At 64.2% G+C, this 15,349-nt stretch carries 13 protein-coding genes; 10 read left to right on the forward strand and 3 right to left on the reverse strand.

The window, feature by feature from the left end; all coding sequences use genetic code 11:
• Positions 1-10: 10 nt before the first annotated feature.
• Complete coding sequence (polA, locus tag AC07UC_RS10035) at positions 11-2,974, reverse strand: DNA polymerase I (protein WP_494905460.1); 2,964 nt, start codon at positions 2,972-2,974, stop codon at positions 11-13.
• A 421-nt stretch (positions 2,975-3,395) separates the two neighbouring features.
• Here polA and AC07UC_RS10040 point away from each other — a divergent pair, with 421 nt between their 5' ends.
• The 9 genes from AC07UC_RS10040 (at position 3,396) to AC07UC_RS10080 (ending at position 11,590) form a co-directional block, all read left to right on the forward strand.
• The gene (locus AC07UC_RS10040) at positions 3,396-4,781 is read left to right on the forward strand and encodes a M20/M25/M40 family metallo-hydrolase (RefSeq protein WP_494905462.1); all 1,386 of its coding nucleotides are present in this window, start codon (positions 3,396-3,398) and stop codon (positions 4,779-4,781) included.
• Positions 4,782-4,858: 77 nt separating this feature from the next.
• Complete coding sequence (locus tag AC07UC_RS10045; RefSeq protein WP_494905463.1) at positions 4,859-5,479, forward strand: ribonuclease D; 621 nt, start codon at positions 4,859-4,861, stop codon at positions 5,477-5,479.
• A 143-nt stretch (positions 5,480-5,622) separates the two neighbouring features.
• Positions 5,623-5,826 carry a hypothetical protein gene (locus tag AC07UC_RS10050; protein ID WP_140772080.1) on the forward strand — a complete coding sequence of 68 codons (204 nt, stop codon included), beginning with the start codon at positions 5,623-5,625 and terminating at the stop codon, positions 5,824-5,826.
• Positions 5,827-5,934: 108 nt separating this feature from the next.
• On the forward strand, positions 5,935-6,189 hold the full coding sequence (locus tag AC07UC_RS10055) for a GlsB/YeaQ/YmgE family stress response membrane protein (RefSeq protein WP_027056594.1): 255 nt from the start codon (positions 5,935-5,937) through the stop codon (positions 6,187-6,189).
• 25 nt (positions 6,190-6,214) lie between these two features.
• On the forward strand, positions 6,215-6,361 hold the full coding sequence (locus AC07UC_RS10060; RefSeq protein WP_027031097.1) for a hypothetical protein: 147 nt from the start codon (positions 6,215-6,217) through the stop codon (positions 6,359-6,361).
• Positions 6,362-6,635: 274 nt separating this feature from the next.
• The gene (locus AC07UC_RS10065) at positions 6,636-7,646 is read left to right on the forward strand and encodes an SMP-30/gluconolactonase/LRE family protein (protein ID WP_494905466.1); all 1,011 of its coding nucleotides are present in this window, start codon (positions 6,636-6,638) and stop codon (positions 7,644-7,646) included.
• Between the two features lie 114 nt (positions 7,647-7,760).
• Positions 7,761-8,144 (forward strand): hypothetical protein, encoded by a 384-nt coding sequence (locus AC07UC_RS10070; protein WP_140772078.1) that lies wholly within the window; start codon positions 7,761-7,763, stop codon positions 8,142-8,144.
• A gap of 354 nt (positions 8,145-8,498) precedes the next feature.
• Positions 8,499-10,757, forward strand: coding sequence for a transglycosylase domain-containing protein (locus AC07UC_RS10075; RefSeq protein ID WP_202325890.1), 2,259 nt, complete (start codon positions 8,499-8,501; stop codon positions 10,755-10,757).
• A gap of 80 nt (positions 10,758-10,837) precedes the next feature.
• Positions 10,838-11,590, forward strand: coding sequence for an SDR family NAD(P)-dependent oxidoreductase (locus tag AC07UC_RS10080; RefSeq protein WP_056577838.1), 753 nt, complete (start codon positions 10,838-10,840; stop codon positions 11,588-11,590).
• A 10-nt stretch (positions 11,591-11,600) separates the two neighbouring features.
• Here the strand turns inward: AC07UC_RS10080 and AC07UC_RS10085 are convergent, their stop codons facing one another.
• On the reverse strand, positions 11,601-12,521 hold the full coding sequence (locus tag AC07UC_RS10085; RefSeq protein WP_494905469.1) for a zinc-binding dehydrogenase: 921 nt from the start codon (positions 12,519-12,521) through the stop codon (positions 11,601-11,603).
• 105 nt (positions 12,522-12,626) lie between these two features.
• On the opposite strand from AC07UC_RS10085, the gene AC07UC_RS10090 reads away from it, so the two are divergent.
• On the forward strand, positions 12,627-13,433 hold the full coding sequence (locus AC07UC_RS10090; protein ID WP_494905471.1) for an AraC family transcriptional regulator: 807 nt from the start codon (positions 12,627-12,629) through the stop codon (positions 13,431-13,433).
• Here the strand turns inward: AC07UC_RS10090 and AC07UC_RS10095 are convergent, their stop codons facing one another.
• The gene (locus AC07UC_RS10095) at positions 13,434-15,218 is read right to left on the reverse strand and encodes a cation:proton antiporter domain-containing protein (protein ID WP_494905473.1); all 1,785 of its coding nucleotides are present in this window, start codon (positions 15,216-15,218) and stop codon (positions 13,434-13,436) included.
• Between the last annotated feature and the right edge of the window lie 131 nt (positions 15,219-15,349).

A 15,349-nucleotide genomic window follows, 5' to 3' on the forward strand; every position in this document is an offset into this window, starting at 1 on the left:
TGCCTCCACGTCAATGCGCCTCGTCCCAGTTGTTCGCCGCCCGCGCATCGACATGCAGCGGGACCGACATCGACACCGCCGGCATTGCCGCGTTTTCCATGACGTGGCGCACGACGGGGATCGTCGCCTCGACTTCCGCCTCGACCGTTTCGAAGATCAGTTCGTCATGCACCTGCAAGAGCATGCGGGCCGACAGCTTGGCCTTCTCCAGCGCTTCCTCCATGCGCACCATGGCGCGGCGGATGATGTCGGCGGCGGTGCCTTGCAGGCGGGCATTGATCGAGGCGCGCTCGTTGAAAGCGCGCAGCGACGGGTTGGACGAGCGGATATCGGGATAATGGATGCGGCGGCCGAAGATCGTTTCGACGAAGCCGTGCTCACGGGCATAGGCCTTGGTTTCCTCGATATAATCGCGGATGCCTGGGAAGCGTTCGAAGTACTTCTTGATGTAGTTGCTGGCTTCCTCGCGCGGGATCGACAGCTGGTTGGCGAGGCCGAAGGCCGAGATGCCGTAGATGATGCCGAAATTGATCGCCTTGGCGCGGCGGCGTATCTCGGAAGGCATGCCTTCCACGGGAACGTTGAACATTTCCGATGCGGTGATGGCGTGGATATCGGCGCCATCGGCGAAAGCCTGCCGCAGCTGCGGGATCTCGGCGACATGGGCAAGCACGCGCAGTTCGATCTGGCTGTAGTCGGCCGAGACCAGCCGATTGCCCTTGTCGGCGATGAAGGCGGTCCTGATCTTGCGGCCTTCGGCGGTGCGCACCGGAATGTTCTGCAGGTTCGGGTCGGAGGATGACAGCCGGCCCGTCGTCGTCGCGGCCAGCGCGTAGGAGGTGTGGACGCGCTTGGTGTCGGGATGGATGAAGCCGGGCAGCGCATCGGTATAGGTCGATTTCAGCTTGGTGAGCTGGCGCCAGTCGACGATCTTGCGCGGCAGTTCGTGGCCTTCGGCGGCAAGGTCTTCCAGCAGCTGCGCCGAGGTCGACCATTGCCCGGTTTTGGTCTTGGAGCCGCCGGGCAGGCCCATGCGGCCGAACAATATGTCGCCGAGCTGCTTGGGCGAGCCGATGTTGATGCGTTCACCGATGAGCTGATAGATTTCCTCTTCGAGCCGGGCGGCACCTTGCGCCAGTTCGCCCGACAGCCTGGACAGGATCTGCCGGTCGACCGAGATGCCGCGCTGTTCCATGCGCGCCAGCACCGGCACCAGCGGCCGCTCCAGCCGCTCATAGACCGAGACCAGGCCCTTGGCGGCAAGTCGGGGCTTCAGCACCAGCCAGAGCCGCAGCGTCACGTCGGCGTCTTCGGCGGCGTGCGCGGTCGCCCTGTCGATGTCGACCTGGTCGAAACCGACCGAGCTCTTGCCCGAACCGGTCACATCCTTGAGCTGGAGCGGGGTGTGGCCAAGCCATTTCTCGGCCAGCGCGTCCATGCCGTGACCATGCGGGGTGCCGGCATCGAGGACGTAGGAGATCAGCATGGTGTCGTCGAACGGCGCGACATCGATGCCGTAGCGGCTCATGATGACCAGGTCGTATTTCAGGTTCTGCGCGATCTTGAGGACCGATTTGTCCTCGAGCAGCGGCTTCAGCGCCGCCAGAGCCTCGCGAAGCGGGATCTGGTTTTCGAGCGTGCCGCCGCCGAGCAGATCACCATTGCCGCTCTTGTGGGCGAAGGGAATGTAGCCGGCGCGGCCGGGCGCCGTGGCGATCGCCATGCCGATCAGTTCGGCCTGCATGGGATCGGCCGATGTCGCCCTGACGTCGAAGGCGGCGACGCCGGCCTCCCGTGCCTCGGCGACCCATGCTTTCAGCGTCGAGATATCGCGAATGCAGGGATAGGCCGAGGTGTCGATCTTGCGGGTTGCCGCGCGCTCCAGCCGCAAGGCCGAGAGCAGGGAAGGGGTATCGCCTTGCTTCGCGACGTCCGTCGCGGGCACCGTTGCGTCCTCGGCTTGACCTGGCCCAGTGGCCGCACCGCTCCGGGCCACAACCGGCGATCCGGCGCCCACATCGGGGCCATGTGCATTGTCGGCGCGCTCGACGGTCACCGCGACGGCCTGGACGTCGCCTGCCTCGGTGCCGGTCGCTTCCGCCACGCGGCGGGTCAGCGAGGTGAATTCCATGGTCTTCAAGAAGCCGATCAGCTTCGGCCCGTCCGGCGCGTGGAGGGCGAAATCGTCCAGCCCCTCGGCCACCGGCACGTCGTTCTTCAGCGTCACCAACTGGCGCGAGATCAGCGCCTTGTCGGTATTGGCGATGATCGATTCGCGCCTTTTGTCCTGCTTGATCTCGCCGGCGCGGGCCAGCAGCCCGTCGAGGTCGCCGAACTGCTCCAGCAACTGCGCCGCCGTCTTCGGCCCGATGCCGGGCACGCCAGGCACATTGTCGACCGAATCGCCGGTCAACGCCTGCAGATCGACCATCTTTTCCGGCGGCACGCCCCATTTCTCGATGACCTCGGGAATGCCGATCTGGCGATCCTTCATCGGGTCGTACATGCCGACCGTATCACCGACCAGCTGCATCAAATCCTTGTCGGAGGAGATGATGGTGGTGTCGCCGCCGGCTTCGCGAGCCAGCCGGCAATAGGTGGCGATGAGATCGTCGGCCTCGAAGCCTTCCATCTCGATACAGGGCAGGTTGAACGCCTTGGTCGCCTGGCGGATCAGGCCGAATTGCGGGATCAGGTCCTCGGGCGGCGCCGAACGGTTGGCCTTGTATTCGGGGTAGAGATCATTGCGGAAGGTCTTCGAGGAATAGTCGAAGATGACCGCGAAATGCGTCGGCACAATACCTACATCGGTGTTGCGGGCATCCTGCATCAGCTTCCACAGCATGTTGCAGAAACCGGAAACAGCGCCGACCGGCAGGCCGTCGGACTTGCGGGTCAGCGGCGGCAGGGCGTGATAGGCCCGGAAGATGTAGCCGGAACCGTCGATGAGGAAGAGATGGTCGCCTTTTTTCATGCCGGCAGGGATAGCGCGGCGCGATCGCTTGGTCCATGCCAAAGACATCGCCGGATATCGGTTCCGTCAACACCCTGACAGATTGGGTTATACAGATCCGCTCACGGGCACGTTACAAAAGTGTAACGTTGATGCCCTTGAATCGCCACCTTCACAGACCCAAATACACGTCATCGGCAGTTTTCGCCGAAGTCCGGAGCAAGGCCCGTCCCCCGCCTATCCCGGACAACTGCGGCAGCCTATCCCCCCTCTCCGGGCTGCCGCATCGTTTCGAGTACGAGGCCGCCGTGGTTCCCCCTCCACCACGGCGGTCTTTTTTTGCCTTGCGGCGGCTGTTGCGGGCCGTGGTCCAATGGTCCCGGGCTTTTCGTTTGCCCGCTCTGCCTTTACGGTTCCGGCACTGAATCGAAAGGCTTGCCAAATGTCCGCAGTTTCCTCCGTCCTCGACCGCCTCGACCAGAATCTCGACCAGAGCCTGGAGCGCCTGTTCGGCCTGCTCAGGATCAAGTCGATCTCCACCGATCCCGCCTATGCCACCGACTGCCGCAAAGCGGCGGAATGGCTGGTGGCGGAGCTCAAGCTGATCGGCTTCGATGCCAGCGTGCGCGACACCCCAGGACATCCGATGGTGGTTGCGCATCATGACGGGCCGGCTGGTTCGCCGCATGTGTTGTTCTATGGCCATTACGACGTGCAGCCGGTCGATCCGATCGAACTCTGGGAAAACGATCCGTTCGCGCCAGCGATCAAGGAGGTCGGCCCCGACCACAAGGTGATCACGGGGCGTGGCTCGGCCGACGACAAGGGCCAGTTGATGACTTTTGTCGAGGCTTGCCGCGCCTGGAAGCAGGAGCATGGCAACCTGCCGTGCCGTATCACCATCCTGTTCGAGGGTGAGGAGGAATCCGGCTCGCCGTCGCTGAAACCGTTCCTTGAGGCCAATGCCGAAGAGCTCAAGGCTGACTTCGCGCTGGTCTGCGATACCGGCATGTGGAACCGTGACACGCCGTCGATCTGCGTGGCACTGCGCGGGCTTGTCGGCGAGGAGATCACGGTGAAGGCCGCCGACCGCGACCTGCATTCGGGGCTCTATGGCGGGGCCGCCGCCAACCCGATCCGCATCCTGGCCAAGGTGCTGGCCGACATCCACGACAAGGATGGCCACATCACCATTCCGGGTTTCTATGACGGTGTCGAGGAGACGCCGTCGCAGGTGCTGAAATCCTGGGAGACGCTGGGCGAGACGGCCGAGACCTTCCTTGGACCTGTCGGCCTGTCGATCCCATCAGGCGAAAAGGGCCGCTCGGTGCTGGAATTGACCTGGGCTCGGCCGACAGCCGAGTTCAACGGCATCATTGGCGGCTACACCGGCAAGGGGTTCAAGACTGTGATCGCGGCGGAAGCCTCCGCCAAGGTGTCGTTCCGCCTGGTCCACAAGCAGGATCCAAAGAGAATCCGCGCCGCCTTCCGCAAGTTCGTCGAAGACCGCATCCCGGCCGACTGCTCGGTCGAATTCCACGCCCATGGCGGTTCGCCGGCAATCCAGCTTTCCTACGACTCACCGTTCCTGGCCAAGGCCAAGGATGCGCTGTCCGACGAATGGCCCAAGCCCGCGGTGACGACCGGCAGCGGCGGTTCGATCCCCGTGGTCGGCGACTTCCAGACCTATCTCGGCATGGAATCGCTGCTGGTCGGGTTCGGCCTCGACGACGACCGCATCCACTCGCCCAACGAGAAATACGAGCTGAACTCCTTCCACAAGGGGCAGCGCTCCTGGGCCCGCATTCTGGACGCGCTGACGCGCTGAGCGCGGGAAAGTCGTTTTCCTGTTGATTTTTCACCGGATCGCGGCGAGGACGGGGTACGCCGCGACCGGAGAAGACAATGGCCGACATTCGTTTCCACAAGCAGGATCTGCCCGACCTCATGCATTACAATGTCGGGGCAGTGGCCATCGATACCGAGACGCTGGGGCTGAACCCGCATCGCGACCGGCTCTGCGTGGTGCAGATCTCGCCCGGCGACGGCAGCGCCGACGTCATCCAGATCGCACCCGGCCAGAAGAAGGCGCCGAACCTCGTCAGCCTGCTCAGGAACCGCAGCGTGACGAAGCTGTTCCACTACGGGCGCTTCGATCTCGCCGTGCTTTACAATGCCTTCGGGGTGATGCCGGAGCCGGTGTTCTGCACCAAGATCGCGTCGCGGCTGACGCGCACCTATACCGACCGCCACGGGTTGAAGGACATCTGCTTCGAGTTGCTCGGCGTCGGCCTGTCCAAGGCGCAGCAATCGTCGGACTGGGCGGCCGAGACGCTGTCTCCCGAACAGCTCGAATATGCCGCTTCCGACGTGCTGTATCTGCACCGGCTGCGCGACGTGCTGGCCGGGCGATTGGCACGCGATGGGCGGACCAAGGAGGCCGATGCCTGCTTCCGCTTCCTGCCGACGCGGGCCAAGCTTGACCTGATGGGCTGGGACGAAGAGGATATCTTCGCTCACAGCTGACCGTCTTCGCGGCGACCCGCGCCTCCGGCCGGTTGGAACCAGATGCCGGCCGTCGCGTTCTGTGGGCTTGAATTACTTGCTTTCGCGATTCCGGACGGGATACCGCTACATACGTCCCGGAATTGCTCGAAAAGGGGGACGAAATGGTGGACAGGAAGCCGATATCGACCGCGCCGACCGATGGCTCCAAGGTCACCATTACCTGGAAGGACAGCGACGGCGTGCTCAACGAATCCATCGGGCAATACCGCGATGACGGCTGGTGGGTCTATACCGACAGCCATACGCAAAAGAAGGTCGAGCCGACCAGCTGGCGGCCGACGTCCAGCGACGACGACGATCAATGAGCGCCGCTGGCGGGACCAGCTGCTTTCGAATAGCCTGAAGCCGTTGATATCGAGGTCGATTCGGAGCCTTCCGCTCCGCGTTCGCCCTCTTGCTCGGAGGAAATCGCCATGGGCGTCGAAAGCCTTCTCGTCTTCATCATCATTGGTGCCATCGCCGGCTGGCTTGCCGGTCTCATCGTTTCCGGTTTCGGCTTCGGCCTGATCGGCAACATCATCGTCGGCATCGTCGGCGCCTTCATCGCCGGCTGGCTGTTCCCGCGGATCGGTTTCTCCATCGGCGGCGGCATCATAGCTTCCATCATCCACGCCACGATCGGCGCCATCATCCTTTTGGTGCTGGTCAAGGTTCTGAAGCGAGCCTGAGGCTCGAAACGACAAAGGGCGCGCCGTGAAGCAGAACACACTCTACCTCCTCATTGGCGCGCTCGTCGTCGTTGTCATCGCGCTTGGCGCCTATGTCTACCGCGAGCAGACGAAGCCGAAAGGCGTCGAGCTCAAGATTGACGACAAGGGCATTTCGATCCAGCAGAACTGAGCCAGCCGCCGATTTGGGGTTGTCATGCCGCTTGATTTCCGGATGGCGGGCAGAGTTGATCGATAAAGGCGGGGGACATGGCTGGCGGCCCGAAATCCGGGGCTGCGCGGCGTTGCCGTCGCCCTAGAGTTCCCGCATTCCGCTTGACCGTCCAGGGCGCCATCAGGCTTAGTCGGCGCCGGCAAAAGCGGGGGCAGACAGCCATCAAATGGGCCGGGGGCAGCAAGACAATTCTCTATTTCCTGCATCGTTCGACCTCCCGTGCGGAGAACGGATGATCGCCGGGATAGACTTCAAGGCGAACGCGGCGGTGCGGGCGGCGCTTTCGGCGATCGGACGCACGGAAGACCTGCGCTTCTCACCGGACAATCGATTGCTGGCAATTGCCGGCTATGCGTGCAAGCGCTTGTTGGTCCTGCGCATCGACATCGAGGCCGGACCTGATGGTCCCGATGTGACGATCCGCGATTTCATGCAGCTGACGTCGGACAATATGGGCGAAATCCATGGCCTGGATTTCATCGATGACCGCACCCTGGCGATCGCCAACCGCGACGGGATGGTCGCTATATTCGGCCTGCCCCGCGAGGAGCCGGCCGGTCAAAGCCGCGAGATATCAGCCATTCGCCGAGTCCGGGGCAGGCGGCTTTGCAAACTGAATTCCCCGGGTTCGATTGCCGTCAGGCCCGAGTCGCGCGGCCGCGTCAGCCTTCTGGTCTGCAACAACTACACGCATCTGGTGACCCGCCATGTGATCAACCGGTGGCTTGGCTATCGCACGACAGGCAATCAGCGGCTGCTGGAGCGTGGTCTCGATATACCGGACGGTATTGCGCTCAGCCATGACGGTCGGTGGATCGCGGTCAGCAGCCACGGCACCCAGGACGTGAAACTCTACCGTATGTCCGCGTCGCTTGGGCCTGATACCGAACCCGCCGGGGTCCTGCGGAACGCGGGCTATCCGCATGGTGTGCGTTTCACCAGGGATGACCGGCATATCATCGTCGCCGATGCAGGCAGCCGGGTGGTAAACGTCTACGCCGGCGACGGTGGCTGGAGCGGGCATCGCGCGCCGGTGCGCTCGGTTGCCGTGCTCGACGAGGAAACCTTCCTGCGCGGCAGGGCCAGCCCCGAGGAAGGCGGCCCGAAAGGCCTCGACATCGACCGGTCGAACAGCGTCGTGGCGTTAACCTGCGAGGAGCGGACGCTGGCCTTTTTCGCGCTGCCGTCGATACTCGGTGGCGTTGCAAATTGCCGGCAAGACGAGGCCATTGCATCGGCGTAGCACCGGAACAGCGATCACTCCGGCATGGAATTAGAATGACGGATCGACGCTTCGGCGCTATGATGTCGGCATAGGGCGTTTGGGGCCAACCAACCTAACGAGTAGGAGGTTGCCATGAAGCACCAAACACTGGACCAACTGCATGCAGTTGCCGAGGTCAGCACCACACAGCCGGTAATGAGTCGTACCCAGCGTCTTGTCCGTTGGGCAGAACTTCTTGAACGTGAGCCCAGCCGGCTGCTCACCGCGCTTGCCGGGACAGAATACCGTGCGCCGCCCGAGCGCGATGTCATGCGAGGCGATGGCTCGCCGATAGCGGTTGCCTTCACGGACCCCATATTGCACGACGAGGGTCTGAAAGACGACAGCTATGGCGAAGCCAAGCGCTTCTTCGAGCTGACCGACCACCAACTGCACGAGATCGTCTGTTACTGTCATGTCGGCGAGGTTATGCAATCGTCCAGGGCAGCGCTCTCGGTTCGTGCGGCGATCGGCTGACGCATGTCCACCAGGTGATCATCTGGTGACGGGTGATCTAGGGCGCGGTCGAACGCGAAGTTGCAACCATTTGCGATCGCGCCCTAACGCGGAACATGTCCGCGACCGTCTGTGTCGCGGTTGACAGTGGCTTGGGCTTCGCGCCCCAGGCAAAAATGCCACGGCGAGGATTGCTCCATCGTGGTGGGCCGCCTGCCAGCGGCAAAAGCAGGTCTCGAACCGAGCGCTAAATGCCGGATCCCAGGCATTTGACTATCAATCGTTTTGAATTTTTCCGACTTAACCCGCCCTTAAATCGCCGCATCTACTCTTCAACCCGGACGCCATTGGCCCCGGGGATATCAAGCACAGCGCATGGCGAACCGCAGAGACAGCCGCATCGAGCCCAGTTTCGAGGGACCGCCACAGGCGCGATCCCAACCGGGTCTTTCGGTGAGCGAGGAGGACCGCGTCGTGCCAAGCAACCGCAAAGCCTCCGCCAAACGCAAATCGTCGAAGGCGAAATCGTCGCGCGGTGGGCGTGGCAGAAGCCGGCGCGGCCTGTTCGGCGTGCTCGGCCGGCTGTTCTACTGGTGCTTCGTGCTCGCCATCTGGGGCGGTATCGCGGTGGCCGGCGTCGTCATCTACTACGGCGCCAAGATGCCGGCGGCCACGACCTGGTCGATCCCCGACCGCGCTCCCAACATCAAGATTGTTTCGGCCGATGGTCAGTTGCTTGCCAATCGCGGCATGAGCGGTGGTGAAGCCGTCGGCCTGCACGAAATGTCGCCCTATATTCCGGAAGCCGTCATCGCCATCGAGGATCGCCGGTTCTATTCGCATTTCGGCGTCGACCCGATCGGCCTTTCGCGCGCCATGGTGACGAACCTGCTCGGCGGGCATTTCTCGCAAGGCGGCTCGACGCTGACGCAGCAATTGGCGAAAAACCTGTTCCTGAAGCCCGACCGTACACTGGAGCGCAAGGTGCAGGAGGTGCTTCTGGCGCTGTGGCTGGAGCACAAGCACACCAAGGACCAGATCCTCGAAATGTACCTCAACCGGGTCTATTTCGGCTCCGGCGCCTATGGCGTCGAGGCGGCTTCTCGGCGCTATTTCGGCAAGAGCGCTCGCGACGTCACCCTGTCGGAAGCAGCCCTGCTGGCCGGCTTGCTGAAAGCGCCGTCGCGGTTGTCGCCGGCGCGCGATCCGAAGGCCGCCGAGGAACGTTCGCAGCTCGTGCTCGCCGCCATGCGCGAGGAGGGCAAGATCAGCGACAAGGAGCTGAAGACAGCGCTCAGCGCGCCGGCGACGCGCTCGCCCTCCTACTGGACCGGCTCGGAAAACTATGTCGCCGACGCCATCATGGAAGAACTGCCCGACTTGATCGGCGATGTGCGCGGCGATATCGTCATCGACTCCACCGTCGACCTGAACCTGCAGAAACTTGCCGAGCAATCGATCCGCAAACTGATCGACGACAGCGGCAAGAAGCTCAACGTCACCCAGGGCGCGCTGGTGTCGATCGACGATTCCGGCGCGGTGCGTGCCATGGTCGGCGGCTATGACTATTCGACCAGCCAGTTCGACCGCGCCTCGGAAGCGCGCCGCCAGCCCGGCTCGGCGTTCAAGCCGTTTGTCTATATGGCCGCCCTTGAGGCGGGCCGCACGCCCGACAGTGTGCGCAACGACGCGCCGATCAAGATCGGCAACTGGACACCAGACAATTACGGCGGCAAGTACTTTGGCAAGGTGACGCTGGCGACGGCGCTGGCCAAATCGCTGAACTCGGTCGCCGCGCAGCTGACCATGGAGGTCGGGCCGAACGCGGTGGTCGAGGCCGCGCACCGCATGGGCATCCAGTCCGATTTGCAGGCCAACACCTCGATTGCGCTCGGCACTTCGGAAGTGACGCCGCTTGAGCTGACCTCGGCCTATGTGCCGTTCGCCAATGGCGGCTACAAGCCGGACATCCATTTCATCCGCCGCATCACCACCGCCGAGGGCAAGGTGCTCTATGACAGCGGTGGCGGCAACGCGCCGCGTGTCGTCAAGCCCGAGATCGTCGGCATGATGAATTCGATGATGATGGGCACGGTCGAGTTCGGCTCGGCAAAGAAGGCGGCCTTCGCCTGGCCGTCGGCGGGCAAGACCGGCACCAGCCAGAATTCGCGCGATGCGTGGTTCGTCGGCTACACCGCCAATCTCACCACCGGCGTGTGGTTCGGCAATGACGACGGCACGGCGATGAAGAAGGTGACCGGCGGCGCTTTACCGGCGCAGGCCTGGCATGAGTTCATGGTCGCCGCGCATGAAGGCGTGCCGGTGCGGCCGCTGCCCGGCACCTGGAAGTCGACGCCGGCCGATACGATCGTGCCCGACGACATACCTTCGGCCGACAACAACCAGCAGGCGCCGGTTCCGTCGGTATCCGTTGGCCAGCAGGCGCCAACCGCGCAACCGGCGGCGCCGGCCCGCGTGGCGCGGCCTGCCCAGACCGTCGATGCCGACGGCTTCAACATGCCCGCGGACGACGGCACCACCGCTTCGGTCGGGCATCCCGTGCCACCAGGCAGCGTCGGTGGCCCGCTCAAGAAGCGGCAGACCTCGATCCTGGATATTCTGGGCGGCGGCTGAGACTGTCTTCCCGAGCGGCGTCAATCCGCCTCTCGCCAGCGCCACGGTGTTCGGCTACATCTCCGGCCGGAGACCGTGACATGGCTGAACCCGACACCAGAAAAACCATCGTGCTGACCGGCGCCAGCCGCGGCATCGGCCACGCCACGGTCAAGCGCTTTTCGCGCGAGGGCTGGCGAGTCATCACTTGTTCGCGCCAGGCCTTCGCCGAGGACTGCCCGTGGCCCGCGGGCCCCGAGGACCACATCAAGGTCGATCTTGCCGACCAGGAAGATGTCGGCATCGCCGTCTCGGAAATCCGCCATCGGCTGGAAGCGCATGGCGGCCAGTTGCATGCGCTGGTCAACAATGCCGGTATCTCGCCCAAGCTCAAGGACGGCAACAGCCGTATGAACTCGATCGACACGCCGATGCATGTCTGGCGCGACGTCTTCCAGGTCAATTTCTTCGCGCCGATCATGCTTGCGCGGGGGTTGTTCAAGGAGTTGGCCGCGGCCAAGGGCTCGATCGTCAACGTCACCTCGATCGCCGGCACGCGCGTGCATCCTTTTGCCGGTACCGCCTATGCAACCTCGAAGGCGGCTCTTGGCTCGCTGACGCGCGAGATGGCGCATGATTTCGGCCCGCACGGCATCCGCGTCAACGCCATCGCGCCGGGCGAGATCGACACCGCGATCCTGTCGCCGGGCACGGACAAGATCGTCGAGACCATTCCGCTCAGGCGTCTCGGCACCACGGCCGAGGTCGCGGACATCATCTTCTTCCTGTGCTCGCAGCAGGCCTCCTATGTGACCGGCTCGGAAATCCACATCAATGGCGGCCAGCACGTGTGAGGCGGGGGGCTCATCCTGCGATCGTGAGAACGGCCTTGCCGCTGAAGCTGCGCTGCCGCAGGGCGTCCAGGGCCTGAGCGATATCAGTCCACGGCACGGTCAGGGCTACGCGGGGTTCCAGCCGGCCAGCCGCGACCAGGGCGAGCAGCGCGGCGATGTCGGCGCCGATGCCTGAGCCGGACGTGTAGTAGGCGAAGGTCTGAAGCCTCGCCCCCTCATGGCCCGGAACGAACTGGCGGAAGCCAACCGGGGTGAGTGCGCCACTGCTCGAACCGAACATCACGATGGTCCCGCCGGGTGCGACGCGTTCTATCGCGTGGGCGAGGCTTTCGCCGCCGACGGACTCGGTGATCAGCGAGAAAGGGCCTTCGGCCAGTTCGATCGCCTCGACCACCTGCTCGGCGCCGAGATCGCGGAGATCCCCGGCATGCCGGGCGGCTGCGATCGCGGTCACCGAGGCGCCTTGCTCGCGGGCGATCTGGATCTGGAAACGGCCGACCGCGCCGCTCGCGCCGGTGATCAGCACCTTTAGGCCGGCGAGGTCACCGCCATGGCGCAACGTCCTCAGCGCCGTCGTGCCCGCGACCGGAAGCGTGGCCGCCGAGACGAAGCCGACCTCATCGGGCAGGACGGCGAGACGGTCGGTCGGAACGGCGACACGTTCGGCCCAGCCGGCTTCGTCGACCAGGGCCACGACCCTTGTGCCCACGGCAGGCCCGGAGCCATCAGCCGCCGCCTGCTCCACGATCCCAACGACGTCCTGGCCAGGTATCCAGCCGTTCGCGCGTATGGCCAGCAGGCGCAGTTCGCCGCGGTTCAACGAGGTTGCGTGGACGGCGATCAGCGCTTCGTTCGCGCAAGGGCGCGGCTCGTCCACCTCGGTGAGTTTCAATCTGGCTGCGTTGTCGGAACAGACGGTGAGCGCGAGCATGGGTACACCTTTGCCAATGGTGGCGAAAACGACCCCGAGCCTACCGATTTTGTGCGATCGAATAATCTAGATATAAAATCAATCGATCGCTAAAAGCGGGCAATCATGAGACAACCTCTCCGCTACCCATGGCTCGATTTCGATGTCGACGACGTCCTTGCTCCGGCGATCGCGGTGCGCGTCGACGTCACCGAAACCAAGGCCGAGGTGTCGCAGCATTGGCATCGCAAGGGACAACTCGTCTTCGCGCTCGGCGGCGGCGTCACCTGCCGCGTTCCCAGTGGCCTCTGGATGGTGCCGCCACATTGCGGCGTGTGGGTGCCAAGCCGCATGCGGCACAGCAACATCGCCACGGCCAATGCGCGGATTTTCTTCGTTTACATCGAGCCGGGCGCGGCCGAACTGCCGGATCGGTGCTGTACGCTTTCGATCTCGCCGCTGCTACGCGAACTCATCATCGAACTGTCGGACTGCGCACCTGACGACGCGAGGTGCGCTTTCCTGGGAAGTGTCCTGCTCGCCGAACTGCCTGACATGCCGGTCCAGCAATTGCATCTGCCTCTGTCTTCCGAGCCGCGCTTGCGACGGATCGCCCAAGCGTTGGCGGACGATCCGGCTGACCGCAGCACGCTGGCGGAGTGGGCCAGCCGCGTTGCACTCAGCGAGAGCAGTCTTGCCCGTCTCGTCGTAAAGGAGACTGGGCTAAGCTTCGGCCGCTGGCGCCAGCAATTGCACTTGATCGTCGCGATAAGGGAGCTGGCTTCCGGGGCAAGCGTTCAGCGGGTTTCGGGCGATCTGGGTTATGAGTCCGTCACCGCCTTCATCACCATGTTCAAAAAAGCGCTCGGCAAGCCTCCCGCACAGTATCTCAGCAGCATCGCACGCAATGGCGGGTCTGCTTTCGTGACGTGATCAGGCGGCGGACGGTTCAGTCGCGGATGGCTTGTTACCGAGCACCTCTTCCACGATCCCGCGCGCGATCTCCCGTTCGCCCATGATCACCGTGTCGGCGCCGAGCCCTTTGAGATGCTCGACCTCGGCATCGGAATGGGCGCGGGCGACGACGTTGATGCCGGGTTTGGCGGCGCGCGCGCGCAGTACGATCTGGCCGGCCTCGAACGCGTTGGGGATGGCGAGGATCAGCCGGCTGGCGCCTTCGGGATTGGCGGCGGCGAACACTTCGGCGTTGGCCGCATTGCCGGCGACGGTTTCGATGCCGTCCGCTTTCAGCCTGGCCAGCGTCTTGTCGGCGTCCTCAATGACGAGGAAGGGCAGGGCAGCATCTTTCAGCGCGGCACCGACAAGGCTGCCGACACGGCCGTAGCCGATCAGGATGGCATGGCCGGCAAGTGTCGTCCTCGGCGGCGGGCCGTCTTCCTTCCTGGACGTGGCGGCAACCGAAGCCACCCGGCCTGGTTCCGTCGCCGGGCCGACGGGCTTTGCGTCCGCCGGCGGTGCCGTCTTGGCGGCGCGGGCTTCCAGCCAAGGTTTCATCCAGTCGATGATCAGGAACATCAGCGGGTTGAGCACGATCGACAGGATGGCGCCGGCCAGGATCAGGTCGCGGCCCTGCTCGGGCAGAAGTTTCAGCCCGACGCCGAGCTCGGCCAGGATGAAGGAGAATTCGCCGATCTGGGCAAGGCTTGCCGAAATCATCAGGGCCGTGGCCAGGGGATAGCCGAAGGCGACGACGATGACGAACGCGGCCAGCGACTTGCCGATGACGATGATGGCCAGCGTCGCCAGGATCGGCAGGCCGTTGCTGATCAGGCTGAACGGGTCGAACAGCATGCCGACCGAAACGAAGAACAGCACCGAGAATGCATCGCGCAGCGGCAGCGATTCTTCCGCCGCGCGGTGGCTGAGCTCGGATTCGCTCATGATCATGCCGGCGAAGAAGGCGCCGAGCGCCAGCGAGACGCCGAACAGTTTTGCCGCGCCGAAGGCGACGCCGAGCGCAATGGCGAGCACGGAGAGGCGGAACAGTTCGCGAGACCCGGTATGGGCGACGTAGTGCAGGATCCAGGGAATGACCCGGCGGCCGACCACCAGCATGACGACGACGAAGGCGGCGACCTTGGCCAGCGTAATGCCGACGATGCCCCAGATGCCGTAGCTGGCCGGCAACGACAGCAGGCCGCTGACATGGGCTTCGGCCTGTTCCTGGCCACCCAGCACGCCGGCAAGGGCCGGCAGCAGCACCAGCGCCAGCACCATGGCCAGGTCCTCGACGATCAGCCAGCCGACGGCGATGCGGCCGCGCTCGGTCTCGATAAGCCGGCGTTCCTGAAGCGCGCGCAGCAGCACCACGGTCGAGGCGACCGACAGCGCCAGGCCGAACACCAGGCCCGCGCCCACCGACCAGCCGAGCATCCAGGACAGCCCGGCGCCGAGTGCCGTGGCGAAGCCGATCTGGACGATGGCGCCGGGCACGGCGATGGCGCGCACCGACAGCAGGTCCTTGAGCGAGAAATGCAGGCCGACGCCGAACATCAGCAGGATGACGCCGATTTCGGCCAGTTCATTGGCAAGGCCGGCATCGGCGACGAAACCGGGCGTGTTCGGCCCGACCAGCACGCCGGCTACGAGATAACCGACCAGCGGCGGAATTCGGAACCGATTGGCGAGAGCTCCGAAGACGAAAGCCAGCCCCAGACCGGCGACGATGGTGGCGATAAGGGGCGTGTCATGCGGCATTGTCTATGGAGCGCCTTTCAAGCTAGCGATGTCGGATATGCGCCGCCCGAAGCCGTCGCCTGTTTTGCAATATGGTGGAAGGGGTGACGTTGATGCAACCCGCAGGCCGCGAAAATCGACGGTGCGGCGGC

The sequence above is a fragment of the Mesorhizobium sp. GW821-FHT04C10 genome (assembly GCF_059420305.1).